The sequence below is a fragment of the Janthinobacterium sp. PSRC1-1 genome (assembly GCF_049897525.1).
In the GTDB taxonomy this organism is placed as follows: Bacteria; Pseudomonadota; Gammaproteobacteria; order Burkholderiales; family Burkholderiaceae_D; genus Janthinobacterium; species Janthinobacterium tructae.
This window is the reverse complement of sequence record NZ_JAFCWK010000001.1, coordinates 116,809-135,416: the sequence shown is the minus strand read 5'-3', so window position 1 is coordinate 135,416 and position 18,608 is coordinate 116,809. Positions and strand designations below refer to the sequence as shown.

17 protein-coding genes are annotated in these 18,608 nt (G+C 63.2%); 2 read left to right on the top strand and 15 right to left on the bottom strand.

The window, feature by feature from the left end; translation table 11 throughout:
• Nucleotides 1–80: 80 nt before the first annotated feature.
• From mmsB to ACP7DW_RS00570, 5 genes are read right to left on the bottom strand one after another with little or no spacing between them, the layout of a single operon-like run.
• On the bottom strand, nucleotides 81–1,070 hold the full coding sequence (gene mmsB, locus ACP7DW_RS00590; RefSeq protein WP_426053831.1) for a 3-hydroxyisobutyrate dehydrogenase: 990 nt from the start codon (nucleotides 1,068–1,070) through the stop codon (nucleotides 81–83).
• Nucleotides 1,006–2,148: an enoyl-CoA hydratase/isomerase family protein gene (locus ACP7DW_RS00585; RefSeq protein ID WP_426053832.1), complete on the bottom strand. Its 1,143-nt coding sequence runs from the start codon at nucleotides 2,146–2,148 to the stop codon at nucleotides 1,006–1,008. The genes mmsB and ACP7DW_RS00585 overlap by 65 nt, the downstream gene beginning before the upstream one ends.
• Entirely contained in the window at nucleotides 2,141–2,926 is a 786-nt protein-coding gene (locus tag ACP7DW_RS00580; protein WP_426053833.1) for an enoyl-CoA hydratase, read from the bottom strand. Before ACP7DW_RS00580 ends, ACP7DW_RS00585 begins: the two co-directional genes overlap by 8 nt.
• Nucleotides 2,923–4,083 carry an acyl-CoA dehydrogenase family protein gene (locus ACP7DW_RS00575; RefSeq protein ID WP_071075240.1) on the bottom strand — a complete coding sequence of 387 codons (1,161 nt, stop codon included), beginning with the start codon at nucleotides 4,081–4,083 and terminating at the stop codon, nucleotides 2,923–2,925. The genes ACP7DW_RS00580 and ACP7DW_RS00575 overlap by 4 nt, the downstream gene beginning before the upstream one ends.
• A 9-nt stretch (nucleotides 4,084–4,092) precedes the next feature.
• Nucleotides 4,093–5,601, bottom strand: a complete 1,509-nt coding sequence (locus ACP7DW_RS00570; protein ID WP_298402892.1) for a CoA-acylating methylmalonate-semialdehyde dehydrogenase — start codon at nucleotides 5,599–5,601, stop codon at nucleotides 4,093–4,095.
• A gap of 157 nt (nucleotides 5,602–5,758) precedes the next feature.
• On the opposite strand from ACP7DW_RS00570, the gene ACP7DW_RS00565 reads away from it, so the two are divergent.
• Nucleotides 5,759–7,141, top strand: coding sequence for a short-chain fatty acyl-CoA regulator family protein (locus tag ACP7DW_RS00565; protein WP_426053834.1), 1,383 nt, complete (start codon nucleotides 5,759–5,761; stop codon nucleotides 7,139–7,141).
• Here the strand turns inward: ACP7DW_RS00565 and ACP7DW_RS00560 are convergent.
• The 7 genes from ACP7DW_RS00560 to ACP7DW_RS00530 are packed head-to-tail and all read right to left on the bottom strand — an operon-like array spanning nucleotide 7,138 to nucleotide 14,066.
• On the bottom strand, nucleotides 7,138–8,199 hold the full coding sequence (locus ACP7DW_RS00560; RefSeq protein ID WP_426053835.1) for an adenosine deaminase family protein: 1,062 nt from the start codon (nucleotides 8,197–8,199) through the stop codon (nucleotides 7,138–7,140). The two genes, ACP7DW_RS00565 and ACP7DW_RS00560, sit on opposite strands and share 4 nt — an antisense overlap.
• A 25-nt stretch (nucleotides 8,200–8,224) precedes the next feature.
• Nucleotides 8,225–9,169 (bottom strand): nucleoside hydrolase, encoded by a 945-nt coding sequence (locus ACP7DW_RS00555; protein WP_426053836.1) that lies wholly within the window; start codon nucleotides 9,167–9,169, stop codon nucleotides 8,225–8,227.
• Between the two features lie 19 nt (nucleotides 9,170–9,188).
• A complete protein-coding gene (locus tag ACP7DW_RS00550) occupies nucleotides 9,189–10,220 on the bottom strand; it encodes an ABC transporter ATP-binding protein (RefSeq protein ID WP_034778812.1) in 1,032 nt (343 codons plus the stop codon).
• Between the two features lie 13 nt (nucleotides 10,221–10,233).
• A complete protein-coding gene (locus ACP7DW_RS00545; RefSeq protein ID WP_034778814.1) occupies nucleotides 10,234–11,013 on the bottom strand; it encodes an ABC transporter permease in 780 nt (259 codons plus the stop codon).
• Nucleotides 11,010–11,849 (bottom strand): ABC transporter permease, encoded by an 840-nt coding sequence (locus tag ACP7DW_RS00540; RefSeq protein WP_426053837.1) that lies wholly within the window; start codon nucleotides 11,847–11,849, stop codon nucleotides 11,010–11,012. The genes ACP7DW_RS00545 and ACP7DW_RS00540 overlap by 4 nt, the downstream gene beginning before the upstream one ends.
• Before the next feature lie 21 nt (nucleotides 11,850–11,870).
• Complete coding sequence (locus ACP7DW_RS00535; protein WP_243136084.1) at nucleotides 11,871–12,893, bottom strand: ABC transporter substrate-binding protein; 1,023 nt, start codon at nucleotides 12,891–12,893, stop codon at nucleotides 11,871–11,873.
• A 57-nt stretch (nucleotides 12,894–12,950) separates the two neighbouring features.
• Nucleotides 12,951–14,066 carry a porin gene (locus ACP7DW_RS00530; RefSeq protein ID WP_426053838.1) on the bottom strand — a complete coding sequence of 372 codons (1,116 nt, stop codon included), beginning with the start codon at nucleotides 14,064–14,066 and terminating at the stop codon, nucleotides 12,951–12,953.
• 226 nt (nucleotides 14,067–14,292) lie between these two features.
• Between ACP7DW_RS00530 and ACP7DW_RS00525 the strand changes: the two genes are divergently transcribed.
• On the top strand, nucleotides 14,293–15,210 hold the full coding sequence (locus ACP7DW_RS00525) for a LysR family transcriptional regulator (RefSeq protein ID WP_100874724.1): 918 nt from the start codon (nucleotides 14,293–14,295) through the stop codon (nucleotides 15,208–15,210).
• Nucleotides 15,211–15,224: 14 nt separating this feature from the next.
• Here ACP7DW_RS00525 and rsmA read toward each other — a convergent pair whose 3' ends face one another.
• The 3 genes from rsmA to ACP7DW_RS00510 are packed head-to-tail and all read right to left on the bottom strand — an operon-like array spanning nucleotide 15,225 to nucleotide 18,519.
• Entirely contained in the window at nucleotides 15,225–16,004 is a 780-nt protein-coding gene (rsmA, locus tag ACP7DW_RS00520) for a 16S rRNA (adenine(1518)-N(6)/adenine(1519)-N(6))-dimethyltransferase RsmA (protein WP_096238100.1), read from the bottom strand.
• A 51-nt stretch (nucleotides 16,005–16,055) separates the two neighbouring features.
• On the bottom strand, nucleotides 16,056–17,105 hold the full coding sequence (gene pdxA / locus ACP7DW_RS00515) for a 4-hydroxythreonine-4-phosphate dehydrogenase PdxA (protein ID WP_426053839.1): 1,050 nt from the start codon (nucleotides 17,103–17,105) through the stop codon (nucleotides 16,056–16,058).
• Nucleotides 17,106–17,124: 19 nt separating this feature from the next.
• On the bottom strand, nucleotides 17,125–18,519 hold the full coding sequence (locus ACP7DW_RS00510) for a peptidylprolyl isomerase (RefSeq protein WP_426053840.1): 1,395 nt from the start codon (nucleotides 18,517–18,519) through the stop codon (nucleotides 17,125–17,127).
• Nucleotides 18,520–18,608 lie beyond the last annotated feature (89 nt).

The window sequence follows — 18,608 nt, the reverse complement described above, 5'->3', positions numbered from 1 at the left end:
ATGCATCTGTCTCCTCCAACTCTTCCAAGAATTGGATTTAGCCCGCTTTTACCAGCGGGCTTTTTTTTGTCCAAAATTCCTCAGGCAGGCTTGTTCAAGCCCGGCTGCAGCATGTGCACGATGCTGGAAAAATCCTGCTGCGCATAACCGGCTTGCGCATGCATCTGATACAGCTGGCGCACCAGGCCACCCAGTGGCGTGGGCGCGTTGGCCGACAAGGCCGACTGCTGCGCCAGGCCCAGGTCTTTCAGCATCAGCGCCGTGCCGAAGCCGCCCGTGTAATCGCGCGACGCGGGCGTACCGTCCATGACGCCGGGCCACGGGTTGTACACTTCCAGGGTCCAGTTGCGGCCCGAACTCTTGGCCATGATGTCGGACAGCACTTTCGGATCGAGGCCATGCGCCACGCCCAGGTTCAGCGCCTCGGCCGTACCGGCCATCAAGATCCCCAGCAGCATGTTGTTGCAAATCTTTGCCACCTGGCCCGCGCCCGCCTCGCCCGCGTGGAAGATGTTCTTGCCCATCTTTTCCAGCAAGGGCCGCGCCTGCTGCAAGGCCGCCACGCTGCCACCGACGATGAAGGTCAGGGTGCCGGCCGCCGCGCCCGCCGTGCCGCCCGAGACGGGCGCATCGAGCATGGCAAAGCCGCGCTCGCTGGCCGCCTGCGCCACCTGGCGCGCCACGTCGGCCGCGATGGTGCTGCAATCGATGAACAGGGCGCCCGGCTTGGCCGAGTCGAGCACGCCGCCGGCGCCCAGGTACAGTTCCTGCACGTGCTTGTTGGCTGGCAGCATGGTGATGACGGCGTCAGCCGTCTGCACGGCCGCGCTGGCGGAGGCGGCCGCCGTGGCGCCGGCTTCGACCAGCGAGGCCACTGCCGCTGGCGCCAGGTCGAACACGGACACGTGGAAGCCGGCGGCCACCAGGTTGCGGGCCATCGGCGCGCCCATGTTGCCCAGGCCGATGAAAGCGATATGTTGCATGTGTATGTCTCCTGTTGTTCTTTTAAGATAAGTCAGCCAAGGGATGCTGTGTCCATGGCGCCGTAAAATACTCGTCCAGATATGCATCGCTGATGTCGCCCAGGCTGGCCGGCTGCCACCGCGGCGCGTTGTCCTTGTCGATCAGCAAGGCGCGCACGCCTTCGCAGAAGTCCGCGTGGGCGCAGCATTGCACGGCAACAATGAGTTCCAGCTGGAACACTTGCGCCAGACTCATGTGAAGAGTGCGTACACGCATGGCCCACACCAGAGCGGCCGAGCTGGGCGCACCCTTGCCCAGTGTATGGGCCGCCTTTTGCAGCCAGGCCGAGTCGCCGTCATAGCCGGCAATGGCGGCCACCACTTCGGGCAAGGTGGGCGCTTGCGTCAGCGCGGCGATGGCGTCGAAGTTGGCGCGCACTTCGGAGACGGGTAGCATGGGCGCGGGCGCCGAGAAGCCGCGCAGCAAACGGCTCAGTTGCTGGTGGTTCGCCAGCGGGCTGGCTTGCCATTGCGCCAGCGCCAGAGCGTCGAGCACCATGGCGCGCTCTTCCTGGCGCAGGAAATAATCACCGAGGCCCGCAAACAGGGCATCGGCCGCGTTCATCGGTGCGCCCGTCAAGCCCAGGAACAGGCCGCTGCGTCCCGGCATGCGGCCCAGGAACCAGCTGCCGCCCACGTCGGGGAACAGGCCGATCGTGATTTCCGGCATGGCGATGCGCGTGCTTTCCGTCACCACGCGGTGGCTGGCGCCCGCCATCAGGCCCAGGCCGCCGCCCATGACGATGCCGCCGCCCCACACCAGCAGCGGCTTTGCATAGGTATGGATGCGGTGGTCGAGCCGGTATTCCTCGGCAAAGAAGGCCAGCGCCTGCGGATTCGGCACGACGCCGGGCTGCTCGACCACGGCCGAGCGCAGGCTGCGCACATCGCCGCCCGCGCAAAAAGCCTTGTCGGTCGACGACTGCAGCACCACGCAGGCGATGGCGTCGTCAGTGGCCCAGCGCACCAGGGCGCCATCGATGGCGCGGATCATCTCCAGGGTCAATGCGTGCAAGGACTTCGGCGCGTCGAGGGTGATGACGCCCAGCTTCATGCCGCCAGGACAGTCACGCTCCTCGATTTTCACCGTTTCAATCAGGGTACTTTCAGCCAAGGTTTCAGCCATTGCGCCACTCCGCCGGACGTTTTTCCAGGAACGCCTGCACGCCCTCTTTCTGGTCTTGCGTATCGAACAAGCCCAGGAACAGGGTGCGTTCATCGGGCAGGGAAGCGACGAGCGGATGGCTGCGCGCGCCCTGGATCAGGGTCTTGCACGCCGTCACACTGCTGGGGCTCTGGCGCGCCACCTTGGCGGCCAGCGCCAGCGCCGTGGCGGCAGCCTTGCCGGTTGGCACGACTTCCTCGACGAGGCCGATGGCCAGGGCCTTGGCCGCGTCGACGCGCTCGCCGCACAAGATCATGCGCTTGGCCCAGCCTTCGCCCACCAGCCACGGCAAGTGCTGCGTGCCACCCGCGCACGGCAGCAGGCCGACGGATGCTTCCGGCAAGGCCATCTGCGCATGTTCTTCAGCGATGCGGATGTCGCAAGCGAGCGCGCATTCGAGCCCGCCGCCCATGGCATAGCCATTGATGGCGGCGATGCTGACGCCGCGAAACGCGGACAGCGCCTCGAACGCTTCGCCAAACGCGGCGGCCATGGCGAACGCCGTGTCCTTGTTGCCATCGGCAAACACTTTCAGGTCCGCACCGGCCGAGAAAAACTTGGCGCCGCCGCCCGTGATCACCAGCGCATACACGTCCGGGTTGGCATTCAGGTCGGCCACCAGTTGCGTCAGCGCGTTCAGGCTGGCCTGGGTCCACGTGTGGGCGGGCGGGTTGTCGAGGGTCACCAGGGCCGTGTGGCCACGGCGTTCCAGCAACAGATTGGTATACACTTTAGTCATCGTAAGGTCTCCGTGGCGCCGTCTTTCAGAATCGCTCGCGCGACGATCAGGCGCATGATTTCATTCGTCCCTTCCAGGATCTGGTGCACGCGCGTGTCGCGCACGTGGCGCTCAAGCGGGTACTCGCGGATGTAGCCGTAGCCGCCGTGCAATTGCAGCGCATCGTTGGCGACATTAAAACCCACATCCGTGGCGAAACGTTTTGCCATGGCGCAATACGCGGTGGCGTCCGGGCTTTCCTGGTCGAGCTTCCAGGCCGCCAGGCGCACCATCTGGCGCGCCGCCACCAGTTCCGTCAGCATGTCGGCCAGCTTGAATTGCAAGGCCTGGAACTGCGCCAGTTCGCGGCCGAACTGCGTGCGCTCCTTCATGTACGCCTGTGCGCGCGTCAGGGCCGCCTGCGCCGTGCCCACCGAGCACACGGCGATGTTGATGCGCCCGCCGTCAATGCCCTTCATGGCAATGGCAAAGCCTTCGCCTTCCGCGCCCAGCAAGTTGCCAACAGGCACTTTCACCTGGTCGAAGCTGATGATGCGCGTGGGCTGGCTGTTCCAGCCCATCTTTTCTTCCTTCTTGCCATACACGATGCCGGGCAAATTTGCCGGCACGGCAAACGCGGAAATGCCGGCCGCGCCCTCGCCGCCGGTTCTCGCCATGACGATCAGCATGTCCGTCTGGCCCGCGCCGGAGATAAACGCCTTCGTGCCGTCCAGCACATAAAAGTCGCCATCCCTGACGGCCTTGGTGCGCAAGGAAGCCGCGTCCGATCCGGATTGCGGTTCGGTCAGGCAATAGCTGGCCAGCTTCTGGCCGGCGGCCAGGGCCGGCACCCACTCGTCGCACAGGGCTTCCTGGCCCCAGCGCGACAGCATCCAGGTGGCCATGTTGTGGATCGTGATGTAGGCCGTGGTCGAGGTGCAACCGCCGGCCAGCTCCTCGAAGACGATGGCAGCATCCTGACGCGACAGGCCCAGGCCGCCCCAGCGCTGCGGCGTGTACAGGCCGCAAAACCCCATCTCGCCCGCCTTGGCGATCGTTTCCACGGGGAAGATCGATTCCGCATCCCAATGGGCCGCGTGCGGCGCCAGCTCGCCTTCGGCAAACGCACGCGCCGCCTGCTGGAACTCGCGCTGCTCGTCGCTCAGTTCAAAGTCCATGCCGGCTCCTTACTTGAGGCTGATGGTGGTGTTGACCTTGCCCACCGAGGCCGCGTCCGTGAACCAGCGCTGGGTAATCGTCTGCGTCTGCGTGTAGAACAGCACGACCTGCTTGCCGAACGGGCCCAGGTCGCCCAGCTTGGAGCCGCGCGACCCCGTAAAGCTGAACAGCGGAACGGGCACGGGGATGGGCACGTTGATGCCGACCTGGCCCACGTCGATTTCTTCCTGGAAATAGCGCGCGGCCGCGCCGCTTTGCGTGAACAGCGCCGTGCCGTTGCCGTTCGGATTCGCGTTCACCAGGGCGATCGCTTCATCGAGGGTATCGACTTCGACGACGATCAATACCGGGCCAAAGATTTCCTGGTCATACACGACCATGCCGGGTTTCACGCCCGAAAGAATCGTCGGTCCGACGAAGTTGCCGTTCGGATAGCCATCGACCTTCACGTCGCGGCCGTCGAGGGTCAAGACGGCGCCCTGTTCGATGCCCCTGGCGACCAGGCTGTGCACGCGTTCCTTTGCCGCGCAGGAGATGACGGGGCCCAGGTCCGGATTGTCCTTGCCCGCGCCGACCGTCAGGGTTTGCGCCTTGGCGGACAGTTCCGGCAGCCACTCGCGCGCTGCGCCCACCAGCACGGCGACGGAGGCGGCCATGCAGCGCTGGCCGGCCGCGCCGAAACCTGCGCCCAGCAGCTGGTTCAGGGTCTGTTCTTTATTGGCGTCAGGCAAGACGACGGCGTGGTTCTTGGCGCCCATCATGCATTGCGCGCGCTTGCCGTTCAGGCTGGCGCGCTGGTACACGTGCGTGCCCACCTTGCTCGATCCCACGAACGAAATCGCCTTGATGTCCGGGTGGTCGCACAGGGCGTTGACCACGTCTTCGCCGCCGTGAATCACGTTCAGCACGCCAGCCGGGATGCCCGCCTGCAAGGCCAGGCGCACGAGTTTTTCCGTCACCAGCGGATCTTGCTCCGATGGCTTCAGCACGAAGGTATTGCCGCAGGCAATCGCCATCGGGAACATCCACAGCGGGATCATGGCGGGGAAGTTGAACGGGGTAATGCCGGCGCACACGCCCAGCGGCTGCATCACGCTGTAGGTATCGACGCCACCGGCCACGTTTTGCGCGTATTCGCCCATCTGCAGGGTGCCGATATTGGCGGCATGCTCGACCACTTCCAGACCACGGAACACGTCGCCTTCCGCGTCGAGCAGGGTCTTGCCCTGTTCCATCGTCAAGGTGGCGGCCAGGTCGGCCATGTTTTCGCGGATCAGCTGCTGCAGTTTCAAAAAGATGCGCGCGCGCGCGCCGATCGGCGTCTTGCGCCAGGTTTTGAAGGCGCGCTGGGCCGAGGCGATGGCGGCATTGACTTCGTCGGGCGTGGCGAACGGCACACGCGCCAGCACTTCCTGCGTGGCCGGATTGACGACGTCGCGCCAGACGGTAGTCTGGGATTCAACCCACTCGCCGTTGATCAGCAGTGGAACGGTAGGGATGGCAGTTTGCGTGGTCACTCGGTGTCTCCTGGTGTGGGTATTGGTCTGTTTGCATTATTCGCACAATCGCCGCCGCAAACAAGGCGTGAAAATGCGAGATAATGCAAAGCTGAATCTGTTAATCTGCAAATATTGTAAATTTGCAGATTCCACAAACCGGGAAAGAGGAAGCGCGATGGCGAAGGTTTTCATGGGCGTGCGCCTGCAGCGGCTGCGCGAAGAACGGCGCATGACGCAGGTGGCGCTGGCCAAGTCCCTGGGCATCTCGCCCAGCTACCTGAACCAGATGGAACGCAACCAGCGCCCGCTGACGGTGCCGATCCTGTTGCGCATCGGCACGGTACTGGGGGTCGATCCGCAAATCTTTTCCGAGCACGACAGTGCCAGCCTGGTGGCCGACGTGCGCGACGTGTTCGGCGAATTGCCCGACGCGCCGCCCACCTCGATGGCCGAGCTCAAGATGCTGGTGGAAAACATGCCGGAACTGGCGCGCTCGATTTTGCTGCTGCAGCGGCGCTACCGCGTGATGGCGGAGCGGGCTGACACCCTGGCAGCGCGCCTCGATGACGGCAGCCGCGGCGCCAGCTCGGCGGCCCCTTCCACGGACGAGGAAGTGCGCGAATACCTGAACCGGCGGCAAAACTATATCGATGAACTGGACCGGGCGGCGGAGCTGGTGGCGGGCGAACTCGATCCCGCCCTGCGTGCGCTCGACGCGCTGCAAAGCCGGCTGCTGGAGCGCCACGGCATCGAGGTGCGCCTGTCCGATGGCGACGCGGGCATGGTGCGCAAACACCGCTACGATGCCCAGCAACAGATATTGTGGCTGCCCGATACCCTGACGGGCGGCCAGCGCGCCTTCCAGATGGCGGCGCAAATCAGCCTGCTCGAACACAGCGAGCTGATCGATGCGCTGGTGCTGGCGGCGGGACTGTCCGGTGCGGCGGCGCAAACGGGCGCGCGCCTGGCATTCTCGAATTACTTTGCCGGTGCCCTCTTGATGCCGTACCAGCGCTTTTTGCAGGCGGCGGAGACGCGCGCCTACGATATCGAGCGCCTGGCGCACCAGTTCGGCGTCGGATTTGAGGCAGTGTGCCACCGCCTGAGCACCATGCAGCGCCCCGAGGCGGCGGGATTGCCCTTCTTCTTCGTGCGCGTGGACCGGGCCGGCAATGTGTCAAAGCGCCAGTCGGCCACGGACTTCCATTTTTCCAGGGTGGGCGGCACCTGCCCGCTGTGGATCGTCTACGACGCCTTCAGCCATCCGGGCCAGGTGCTGACGCAAGTGGCCAGCATGCCCGACGGCTGCACCTATCTATGGATCGCGCGCCAGGTGAGCACGGCGTCGCCGGGATTCCGCGCGCCGGGCAAGACCTTTGCCGTGGCGCTGGGCTGCGACATCTCGCAGGCGCACCGGCTGATTTACTCGAAGGGACTCGATTTGCACGACCCTTCCAGCGCCACGCCCATCGGCACGGGTTGCAAGGTGTGCGAGCGCCAAAGCTGCCCGCAGCGCGCGTTTCCGTCGCTGCTGGCGCCGCCGCCCGTCTCCGCTTAAGAAGCGTCGACGACCCTTGCGCGCAAGGCGTCGAATTCGCGCGTAAATTCCGCGCGCCAGTCGCGCCGCGTGGATGCATCGATCCAGGCCGCGTCGAGGCCATTCAACATGAAGCCGCGCATGTCATCGAGGCCGAAACCGAATTCGCGCATCATCATCCAGGCGCCCGTCGGCGTCACGTGGTGCAGGGTCGGGTCGTCCGTGTTCGGATGCAGTTTCAAACCCAGCTTGGCCATGGCGCGGATCGGGTGGTCGAGCGCCCAGCGTTCGGGCGCCAGGGTGCGCAGATAATACGAATTGGTCGGCACGACCGTAAACACCAGGCCACGCTGCACGCAGCGCCGCGCCAATTCCGGGTTGTCGACGATGGTGTAGCCATGGTCGACCCGGTCCACCTGCAATTCGTCAATCGCCGTCGCCACGTTCATCCACGGCATGCCGAATTCACCGGCGTGCGCCGTGCATTTGAAGCCGGCTTCGCGCGCGGCGCGGTAGGCTTCGATGAAGAGCTCCGGCGGGCGGTCGTTTTCGCGATAGTCGATGCCGATGCCGATGACTTCCGGCGCGCGGTGCGCCTTCATCCATTCCACCATCTGCACCGCTTCCGCGGGAGCGGCTTCGCGGTCGATGCTGGGAATCAGGCGGCCGATCACGCCAAAATCACGCTGCGCGTCGCGGATGGCGGCCACGATGGCGTCTTGCGCCGCGTCATAGCGGATGCCCGAGACGCGCACCGTGCCGGTCGGGTTCCAGAAGAACTCCGCATAGCGCACGCCGTGGCCGTGCACGTCTTCCAGGTATTCGTAGGCGAGGCAATACAGGTCCGTCGGCGAAACGATCAGGTGCGCGTCGAGCGCGCGCAGCACGCGCAGCACGCCGACCGGCTTGTCGCCGCGCGTATAAAACGCGTCGATTTCCTCGGGCGTGACGACATTGCCCGTCTTGGCGGCCAGCGCGCGAAAAGTCGATTGGCGCACCGTGCCAAACAGGTGGCAATGCAGCTCCACCTTCGGCATGGCGCGTAAAAACTGTTCGATGCTCAGGGGGGAATTAGACATGAAGCTCGTTTCGTAGTGAGGTGGGTCAGACGAGAATGGCGGCCAGGCGGCGCATCAGGCGCTCGATGGCGGCCGGGCCATCGGCCAGCATCGCCACTTGCGTGTTGACGGGCGCGCGGCGCGGCACGCGGAATTCGCACACCGTCATGCCGCGCGTCAGTTCGCCCGTCAATTCGATGGCCACGTGGGCGCTCTGGAACTGGAACAGCTGCGGCGCTTCCAGGTACAGGGCCACCACCGGGTCGTACATGGGCATGGGCACGGAACCGTCGGCACTGCGGATGCGCACATACGCTTCCAGGTAGCCGGCCAGACGCTGCGCGCGCGGCGTGCCGATGGCGCGCAGGCGTGCCACTTCCGCATTCGTCACCAGCAACTGGCGGCACAGGTTCAAGCCGAACATGCGCAACGGGATGCCTGCCTGAAAGACCTGGGCGGCCGCTTCCGGGTCGGCGTAGATATTGAATTCGGCCGCCGCCGTGTGGTTGCCCTGGTCGGTCGAACCGCCCATCAAAATGATTTCCACGATTTTTTCGGCGATATCGGGCGCGCGGGCCAGCGCGGTTGCGATATTGGTCATCGGCGCGATCGCCATGATGGTGATCTGGCCAGGATACTTGCGCACGGCGGCGATCAGCGCGTCGACGGCGTGGCCGGCAGCATCGACGGCGGCGCCCGGTGGCAGGATTTCACCGGTCGTCGGCATGCCGCTGTCGCCGAGGATGCGCTGCGCCGTTTCGATGACGCCGGCCAGCGGTTCTTCGCAGCCGCGATAAATCGGTACCGTCAAACCGTCATGCGCCTTGATGCGCAAGGCATTGTCGTAGGTGATGTCGACGGGCGCATTGCCCGCCACCACGCTCACGCCCAGCCACGCGATATCGGGATTGCTGCCCAACAGCAGCATCGTCAGCCAGTCATCGAAACCGGGGTCGGTGTCGAGCCAGATCTTTTTCAAGGCGTGGGTCATGATGCGTTCCATTCAAAAATCACGCGCCCAGCCACAGGGCGCTGTCGGACGGCAGCACGAAGGACACGGCCGTGCCTTCGCGCCAGGCGGCGCCGCCGGCCGCGCAAATGCCCTTGACCTGGCCCAGCGGGGTTTGCAGCAGGTATTCGACGGTGTCACCGAGGAAGCCGCGTGCCAGCACGGTGCCCGGGTATTGACCAGCCGCGTCGTCGGCGGCGCAGACGCGCACCTTGTCCGGACGCCAGCCCAGCACCGTGGTGCCGGCAGCGACGGGCGACGTGTAAGGCAGGCTGGCGCCCGCGTGGTGCAGCGCGCCGTCGCGGTAGTCGAACAGGTTTTCAAAACCCATGAAGTTGGCGACGAAACGCGTCGACGGCGTATTGAAGACGGCTTCCGGCGCGGCCAACTGCTCGATGCGCCCGCCGTTCATGACGACGATGCGGTCGGACAGGGCCAGCGCTTCTTCCTGGTCGTGCGTCACGTACAGCATGGTGATGCCCAGTTCGCGCTGTATGCGGCGCAGCTCGGCGCGCATCTGCACGCGCAGCTTGGCGTCCAGGTTCGACAGCGGTTCATCGAGCAGCAGCAGGGCCGGTTCGACGACGATGGCGCGCGCCAGCGCCACGCGCTGCTGCTGGCCGCCGGACATCTGCGCCGGCAAGCGCGTTTCAAAACCGGTCAGTCCCACGGCGGCGATCACCGCTTCCACCTTGGTTTTCAGCAGGGCCGGCGCGACCTTGCGCAGGCGCAAACCAAAAGCGATGTTGTCATACACATTCAGGTGCGGGAACAGCGCGTACGACTGGAAGACCATGCCGATATTGCGCTTGTTCGGCGCCAGCTTGCCGATCTCGCGGCCATCGAGCACGATGCGGCCCGACTGCAGCGGCATCAGGCCGGCGATGGCGCGCATGGTGGTGGTCTTGCCGCAGCCGCTGGGGCCCAGCAGGGAAATCAGTTCGCCCTGCTCGACGTGCAAGTCCAGGTCTTTCACGGACGTCGTGTTCTTGGCGTAGCCGAGGTTCAGCTTGTGCAGTTCCAGATAACTCATCGTGTGTTGCCTCTTACATGTATTTAGAAATGCCCAGCACCTTCTCGGTCACCATCACGAAGGCCATGGTGAACAAGACCAGCAAGGTCGACAGGGCAGCGATCGACGGGTCGAAGCTGTTTTCCATATGCCCCAGCATCTCGATGGGCAAGGTGCTGATGCCCGGTCCCGTGAGGAACAGCGAGACGGGCACCTGGTTGAACGAGGTGACGAAGGCGAGGAAGAAGGCGGCGATCACGGCGTTGCGGATATTCGGCAGCACGATCATGAAGAAGGCGCGCAGGCGCGAGGCGCCCAGGGTGATGGCGGCATCCTCGATATCCACGCGCAGATTGACCAGGCTGGCGTATACGACGCGCACCGAGTACGGAATCAACAGCGCGATATGGCCGATCAACAGGCCCACATACACGGGCGCGTTAATCGTCAGCACCAGGTGGTGCAGCAAGCCCAGGCCGACGAGGATGGCGGGGATGATCAGCGGCGACGTCAGGATCTGGCGGATGGCGCCGATGCCCGGTGGCGGCATGCGCGAAAACGCATACGCGACGGGAATGCCCAGCAACAGCGCGATGACGGTGGCGATCAGGCCGATTTCCAGGCTGGTCTGGAAGGCGCGGCGAAACTCGGGCGCCGACCACACTTCGATAATCCAGCGCAGCGAGTACGACTCGGGCGGGAAGGCCAGCGTTTCACCGCCGGAAAAACCGGCCAGCACCACGATGGCGAAAGGCCCCAGCAGGAACAAAAACACCAGCCACAGGACGGCGCGCGAAAACAGGCTTTCTTTCATACGGAGCTCCGGCTCGAGGAAATACGTTTAAGGCCGGCATTTACCAGCAGGGTCATGCAGACGAGGATGACGGCGATCACATTGGCGGCGCCGAAATCGCTCTCCACGCTGACCTTCTGGTACAGCAGCGTTTCCAGCATCAGCACCTTGGTGCCACCCAGGAGGGCCGGCGTCACGTAAGCCGTCACGCAGCCCGTAAACACCAGCGTGCCGCCGACCACCAAGCCTTCCTGCGTCAGCGGCAGGGTAACCTTGCAAAAGACTTGCCAGGGATTCGCGCCCAAAGTCGCCGCAGCCGGTTCCACGTCGCGCGGCAGGTTTTCCAGCGCACCGGCCAGCGACATCAGCATCAGCGGCAGCAGCAGTTGCAGCAGGCCGACAAACACGGCGAACTCACTGAACAGCAAACGCAGCGGCTCGTCCGTGAAACCCATGTTGACCAGCGCCGCGTTGAGGGCGCCATTGCGCCCCAGCAAGACGATCCAGGCGTAGGTACGCGCAATCGGCGAGACCATCAGCGGCAAGATCATCATGCCGACCACCAGCCCGCGCCACTTCGGCGACACGCGCGCCACGGCTTGCGCAGCCGGATAGCCGAGGATGATGGAAGCCAGGGTCACCAGCGCGGCGATGCGCAGGGTGCGCCAGAAGATGGTGCGGTTGAATTCCTGCGAGAAGAATTCAATGAAGCGGTCCACGCCCCACTGCATGCCGTCGCCGACGCGGAAGGCGTCGACCAGCAAGGCCAGCACGGGCAGCAGGAAGCAGACGACGATGAAGATCAGCGCCGGCAGGACCAGCAGCAGTCCCAGACGCTTTTTTGGATCAGCAAACATGGTGTTTTCTCCTCGTCACCACTATTTGCTCATGGCCTTGTTCCACTGCGTCATCCAGTTGCTGCGCTGCTTGAGGATGGTTTCCGGTTTGACGAATTTCAGCGAGCTGATTTGATCGGCGCCATAGGTATTGAATTGCGCGGCCGCCACCGACAGGCGCACGTCCTTGTTGACGGGCGAGTCGACCAGGTTGGTCGCCAGCTGCGTCTGCACTTCCTTGGACAGCCAGAAATCCATCAGCTGGTAGGCCAGGTCCGCATTCTTCGAGCCGGCGACGATGCCCATCACGTTCATGCCGGCCGCCTGGCCTTCGGCCGGGATACTCCACTTCAGGGGCAGGCCCGTCTTGAGCATCTGCGACCAGGTAAAGCGCGCCACGGGCGCGGCCCAGATTTCATCTTGCGCGAACAGGGCGGCGAGCTGCGCGCTGTTTTTCGAGAACGTGACGACGTTGCCCTTCATGCCGACGATCTTGGCAAAGCCGGTGGCGTAGTCGTCCGTCTTGCCGCCCCAGGCCGCATCGGCCATGCGCAGCATCAGCGGGCCCTGCGTGGTACTCACGTCGGGGAAGGCCACGCGGCCCTTCAGTTCGGGGCGCCACAGGTCTTTCCAGGACGTCAGCGGGGCGATCTTGTCGCTGCGGTACACCAGGCCGACCGAATACAGCGTGTAGCCGACGGCGTAGTTGCCGCCGATGGGGTTTTTCGCCACGTCGTACAGGGCTTTGTAATTGCTCAGCTTGGCGTAATCCATGGGCTGGATCACGCCCTTTTGCGCCGCTTCCAGCATGCCGGAATCGGACAGCAGCACCAGGTCGATCACCGGATTCTTGGCGTGCACCACCAGCTTGGCGATGCGGTCCGCGTTATTCCCCGTTTCCACCTTGATATCGCAACCGCATTTGGCCTTGAACGGCTCGTACACATACTTCATGAACAAGGGCTGGGCAATCGGATAGGCCGAAATGACCAGCTCGCGTTTTTCCGCGTGGGCGGCGTTGGCCAGCAAGCCTAGGCTCAACGCCAACATGAGGTGCTTTTTCAAGATGCTTCCTTTCAGGGGACGGCGCTGCGGGACAGCGCCTGTAAAGATGAATCAGACTCAGAAATAATGTCGCATGCCGACGATCAGGACACTTTGCGTCTTGCCGGCCGAGGCGCCAAAGCCGAAGACGCGGGCGAACGTCGCATCGCCGGCCGCTTTCTGGTAGCTCCAGGTGACGGCGACATCGGTGCGCTTGGACAGGAAGTAATCGGCCTGGAAGTTGACCTGATGCCATTTCGGCGTCTTGTTGATCACGTCGTACTTACCGGTGGTAAAGAAATACGACGCGCCCAGGTTCAACGCTTCCGTCAGCTTGTGGTTCACGTTCAGATCCACGTTTTGCAAGGTCAGATTGCTTTGATCCAGGTAGTGATAGCGCACGTTGGTGTACAGCGCGCCAAACTTGGTCCTGCCCACATTATAAAAGCCTCCCGTGCCGGCGATGGCCTGGCTGTCCACGCCGGCGCCCTTGACGGCACTCTTGTTGAAGATCAACAGCGAGCTGCCATAGTCGTTGCCGATGGCGCCATTCGGCGCATCGGGGCTGTTCGGATGGTCCATCTTCGTGTAGGCGACGGCCCAGCTGAAGGCATCGACCTTGTAGCCGGCGCCCATGCTGTAGACGCGGTTGCGCTTGGAGTCTGCCGGGTTCTCGCTGAAACCGTACAAGCCCGTGAACGACAGGTTGCTGATGTTCGGGCTGACGTACTTGACGGCATTTTGCACGCGCAAGTTGTTGTAGCCATTGTCGTTGTCGCCGATGTGCACGCCGTTACTGGCGATGACCACCGGGCCCAGCAGATCCTTGACGGCTTCATACTGGCGGCCCAGGGTCAGCGTTCCCTTGTCATTGCTCGACAAACCCACGTACGACTGGCGGCCGAACAAACGGCCGCTCTGCGACGCCGTGCCCGTCATCACGTTAAAACCGTTTTCCAGCACGAAGACGGCCTTGGTGCCGTCGCCCAGGTCTTCCTGGCCGCGGAAGCCGATGCGGGGATTCTGATTCGTGCCGCTCAGCGCATGCGTGCGGCTGCCGTTACCCTCATCCGACACATAGCCGATACCGGCCGACAGCAAACCATACACTTGCACGCTGCTTTGCGCCTGCGCCACGCCCTGCGCCGCCAGCAAGCCACCCACCACCATCGTTCCCGTCATCCATTTGTTCATCGCCGCCACCCTAAAAAGAATACACCCTGAGTTTTTTTGGAATTATTTGATTGATGCGTCCCTTGCCTGGCGCGCCGCCGCGAGTACCGGCGCCGCCTGGCAAGCGCTTCTCCGAAGATTGTTGCCTTCAAGACAAGTAAAGACCAGTCCAGAATATGGTAAATTGCGGGATAAGAAAATTTGTTTATTTTTATAAATCCATTACTTTTTCTAATAAGCAAAGCCCATGCATGAACTGAGCAAGAAGATTTCCTTACGACATTTACAAGCGTTTGCCACCCTAGCCCGGGTAAACAGCTTCAGCAAGGCTGCACAGGAATTGTGCGTGACCCAGCCGGCCCTCAGCGCCTCGATCAAGCTGCTGGAAAATCAGCTGGGAAAAAAGTTGTTTAACCGCACAACCCACCAGCTGGAACTGACGCGCGAAGGCAAGCTGGCGCTCGATTACGCCACGCATTTATTGAATACGGCGAGCAACACGTTTGCCGATATCCAGCGCGCCATCGGCAGCGGCCGCCACCGCATCCGCATCGGCGCGATCCCGTCGGCCATGGCGATGACGGCCGTGGTGGTGGCGCGCTACAGCGAGCGGCATGGCGATGAAGTGGAAATCGTCCTGTCGGACATGCCCAACGATGGCTTGCTGCACGCGCTGCATTCGGGCCAGCTGGACTTTTGCGTGGGCATCGAGGTGCCCGGCTCCGTCTCGCTGGAAAGCGTGGGCCTGTTCGAAGACGAGCTGGTGCTGGTGACGGCGGGACGCCATGCGCTGGCGCCGCTCAAGGAAGTGCGCTGGGAGCAATTGGCGGGGCAGGAAATCGTCGTGTTTACCAAGGGCAGCATCTGGGAGTTCGCATCGAGCGCGCTGCGCCAGCATGGCTTGAGCCCGTCGAGCCTGTACCAGATGATCCACAGCGAGTCGCTGTATGGCGTGGTGCGCGCCGGCATCGCCGTCGGTATCATGCCCAGCCTGTACACGACGTTCCTCAACGACGAGGATCTGCACGTGGCCCCGCTGCGCCAGCCCACCTGCAAGCGCAAGATCGCCTTGATGCGGCGCAATGAAATCAGCCGCAACCACCATGTCGACGACTGTTTTTCAGCGCTGCGGCAGGATCTGCAGCAGGTCGACCAGTGGTTTTAAGTTAAACCAGGGGCTTAGGCGGGTGCCTTCAGCAAATTCGCCAAAGCAACATACTGCTCCAGGCCCACGGTTTCCGGGCGCTTGGTCGGATCGATGCCGGCCGCCTTGATCTGCTCTTCCGTAAACATCCCGGCCAGGCAGTTGCGGATCACCTTGCGGCGCTGCGAGAAGGCCTTCATGACGACCGCTTCCAGCGTCGCCTGATCGCACGCCAGGCGCTCGGCCACGGGGATCATGCGCACGATGGCCGATTCCACCTTCGGCGGCGGATCGAAGGCCGTCGGCGGCACGATGAACATCAAGGTCATGTCGTAGCGCCATTGCAGCATCACGGACAGGCGGCCAAACGCCTTGCTGCCAGGCTCGGCCACCATGCGTTCGACGACTTCCTTTTGCAGCATGAAATGCTGGTCTTTCACCAGCGGTGCGAAGTCCGCCAGGTGGAACAGCAGTGGGCTGGAAATGTTGTACGGCAAGTTGCCCACGATGCGCAACTTCTGGCCGGCCGGCACGGGAATTTGCGCAAAATCGAATTTCAGCGCGTCGCCCGAATGGATCGTCAGCTTGGCCGGATTGAAGGTCTTCTCCAGGCGCACGATCAGATCGCGGTCCAGTTCCACCACATGCATGTGCTTCAGGTGGCGCAGCAACTGCTCCGTCATGGCGCCCAGGCCGGGGCCGATCTCGACCATGGCATCGTCCTCCTGCGGCGCGATGGCGGCCGTGATGTCGTTGAGGACGAAGCGGTCGTGCAGGAAGTTCTGGCCAAAGCGTTTGCGGGCAACGTGTTTCATATTCTGTTTTTCTATTCTAGAGGCGGTGTAGCGGGGTAAAACCGGTGGGTATCAGGCGCGGGTGCTGGCGCGCAGCATGTCGAGCGCCGTTTGCAGCGCTTGCTCCATGCTGTGGCAATCGGCCAGCCCCAGCCCTTGCGCGGCCAGGTCCAGCGCCGTGCCATGGTCGACCGAGGTGCGGATCAGCGGCAAGCCCAGCGTGATATTGATGCCGCGCCCGAAAGTCGCGTATTTCAGTACGGGCAAGCCCTGGTCGTGGTACATGGCCAGCACGCAATCGGCATCCATCAGGTACTTGTGCTGGAACAGGGTGTCGGCGGGGTACGGTCCGCGCGCATCGATGCCGCGCGCTTGCGCCGCGGCGATCGCCGGGGCGATCACATCGATTTCCTCGCGTCCCAGGTAACCGCCCTCGCCCGCATGCGGGTTCAGGCCGGTCACCAGGATGCGCGGCGCGGCGATGCCGAATTTCTGTTGCAAGTCCGCCTGAATGATATCGAGGGTGACAGCCAGGCTGTCCAGGGTGATAGCAGCGGACACGTCCTTCAAGGGCAAATGCGTGGTGGCCAGCGCCACGCGCAGGGTCGGTTCGCCATGCCCCGGTTCGCCGGCCAGCATCATCACCACTTGCGCTGTGTTGGTTTTTTCTGCCAGGTATTCCGTATGGCCGGAAAAGGCCACGCCGGCGTCGTTGATCGTACTCTTTTGCAAGGGCGCCGTGACCATGGCGCCAAACCAGCCGGCTTCGATACCTTCCACGGCCGCGTCCAGGGTCGCCAGCACGGAGCGTCCGTTTTCCTTGTCGAGTACGCCAGGAATGACATTATTGACAGTCGGAATATCGATCACGGCCAGGCGGCCGGGTCCGAAATGCGGCAGGCCGTTGTTGCGCACGGCTTGCAGCGACAGCGCCGCCAGGCGGATCTCCGGATCGATCAGGCTGGCCGTCAGCGCCAGGAAGGCGGCGTCGCCCAGCAGGATGCAGTTGACTTCATTGCGCATGGCCCAGGCCGCGCGTATGGAGATTTCCGGGCCGACACCGGCCGGTTCGCCACAGGTAATGGCGATGGCCGGGCGGCGTGATGCAGGCAAGTTACTCATGCGCAAATAGTCGGCAGCATTACTGGTCGTCCGCGCGGAATTCGACGTAGGCACGGTCGCGTACTTCGCGCGCCCAGTTTTCCGTCGCTTCTTCCAGTTTGCGCTCGCGCAAGGCGTTGCGTGCGGCGCTGCGCTGCTTCTCTTTCGAGACGTCGTCGCTCTTGCGTTCCAGCACTTCGATCAGGTGGAAGCCAAAGCTCGATTCGATCGGCTCGCTCACTTGGCCCGGTTTCAGCGCATTCATCGCCGTTTCAAATTCCGGCACGGTGTCGCCTGGATACAGCCAGCCCAGGTCGCCTCCCTTGGCGGCCGAACCGTCATTCGAGAACAAGCGGGCCAGGTCTTCGAACTTGGCCGCCTTGTTGTCCAGGCGCTCTTTCAATTCGGCCAGTTTGCGCTTGGCTTCGGCAGCCGACAAGGTCGGTGTGATTTTCAGCAAGATGTGGCGTGCATGCGTCTGCTGCACGGCGGCGACAGCTTGCGCTTCAGCCGCGCTGCGGCGATCCACCAGTTTCAAAATATGGAAACCGGTGTTGCTCTTGATGATGGGTGTGATCTGGCCCGGCTTCAACTTCATCAACTGTTCCGTGAACAAAGGCGGCAAACGGTCGCTATTGCGCCAGCCGATATCGCCGCCGCTCAGCGCATCGCTGGCGTCGGAATAGGTGGCGGCCATCTTGGCAAAATCGGCGCCCGTGCGCAACTGGCGGCTGACTTCTTCGGCGCGCGCGCGGCGCGCGGCGATCTGTTCAGGGCTGGAGTTTTCCGGAATGCGCACGAGAATCTGCGCCAGGTTCAGCTCGACCTGTTCGCTGGCCGCCGCTTTTTCCGCTGCCAGGAAGTTATCCACTTCGGAATCGGAAATCTGGATCTTGGCGTCGACTTCATGCTCACGCAAGCGCTGCATGATGATTTCATCGCGGATGTCTTCGCGGAAGGTCGCAAACGGCGTGCCTTCTTTTTCCATCTGATTGCGCAGCTCTTGCACCGTCATCTTTTGCTGTTCAGCAATACGGCCAATCGCGCGGTCCAGGGTCAGGTCATCCACGCGCACGCCCATTTCCTTGGCCAGCTGCATTTGTGCGCGCTCAACAATCATGCGTTCCAGCAATTGGCGGCGCAGGTCGGCGGGATCGGGCAAGGGCACGTTTTGCGCCTTCATGCGCTGCTCGACGCTCTTGATGCGGGCCGCCACTTCATTGCGCGTGATCACATCGTCATTGACGACGACGGCGATGGAGTCGATGCTCTGGCCACTGCTCGATGCCGGTGGCGTGAATCCCTTGACCGGTGCTGGGGCAGCAGCAGCGGGCTTGCTCGCAGGCGCTGGCGCAGCCTGTTGCGCCCAGACACTACTGGTCGTGGCGCCGGAAATGGCGCACAACAAAACCGTTGCAATTTTGAGTTGGTGCATACTGGCATTACGCATAATGTGTAGAGCGCTCATGAGTTCAGGTGAATAAAAAAACCGGTTTGTGCCAGCGCCGGGAACACCGGCGGCGG

Coding starts and splice junctions, on each gene's coding strand:
- mmsB (WP_426053831.1), bottom strand. CDS start 1,070: ATGCATATCTGGACGAGTATTTTACGGCGCCATGGACACAGCATCCCT.
- ACP7DW_RS00585 (WP_426053832.1), bottom strand. CDS start 2,148: ATGGCTGAAACCTTGGCTGAAAGTACCCTGATTGAAACGGTGAAAATC.
- ACP7DW_RS00580 (WP_426053833.1), bottom strand. CDS start 2,926: ATGACTAAAGTGTATACCAATCTGTTGCTGGAACGCCGTGGCCACACG.
- ACP7DW_RS00575 (WP_071075240.1), bottom strand. CDS start 4,083: ATGGACTTTGAACTGAGCGACGAGCAGCGCGAGTTCCAGCAGGCGGCG.
- ACP7DW_RS00565 (WP_426053834.1), top strand. CDS start 5,759: ATGGCGAAGGTTTTCATGGGCGTGCGCCTGCAGCGGCTGCGCGAAGAA.
- ACP7DW_RS00560 (WP_426053835.1), bottom strand. CDS start 8,199: ATGTCTAATTCCCCCCTGAGCATCGAACAGTTTTTACGCGCCATGCCG.
- ACP7DW_RS00555 (WP_426053836.1), bottom strand. CDS start 9,169: ATGACCCACGCCTTGAAAAAGATCTGGCTCGACACCGACCCCGGTTTC.
- ACP7DW_RS00550 (WP_034778812.1), bottom strand. CDS start 10,220: ATGAGTTATCTGGAACTGCACAAGCTGAACCTCGGCTACGCCAAGAAC.
- ACP7DW_RS00545 (WP_034778814.1), bottom strand. CDS start 11,013: ATGAAAGAAAGCCTGTTTTCGCGCGCCGTCCTGTGGCTGGTGTTTTTG.
- ACP7DW_RS00540 (WP_426053837.1), bottom strand. CDS start 11,849: ATGTTTGCTGATCCAAAAAAGCGTCTGGGACTGCTGCTGGTCCTGCCG.
- ACP7DW_RS00530 (WP_426053838.1), bottom strand. CDS start 14,066: ATGAACAAATGGATGACGGGAACGATGGTGGTGGGTGGCTTGCTGGCG.
- ACP7DW_RS00525 (WP_100874724.1), top strand. CDS start 14,293: ATGCATGAACTGAGCAAGAAGATTTCCTTACGACATTTACAAGCGTTT.
- rsmA (WP_096238100.1), bottom strand. CDS start 16,004: ATGAAACACGTTGCCCGCAAACGCTTTGGCCAGAACTTCCTGCACGAC.
- pdxA (WP_426053839.1), bottom strand. CDS start 17,105: ATGAGTAACTTGCCTGCATCACGCCGCCCGGCCATCGCCATTACCTGT.
- ACP7DW_RS00510 (WP_426053840.1), bottom strand. CDS start 18,519: ATGCACCAACTCAAAATTGCAACGGTTTTGTTGTGCGCCATTTCCGGC.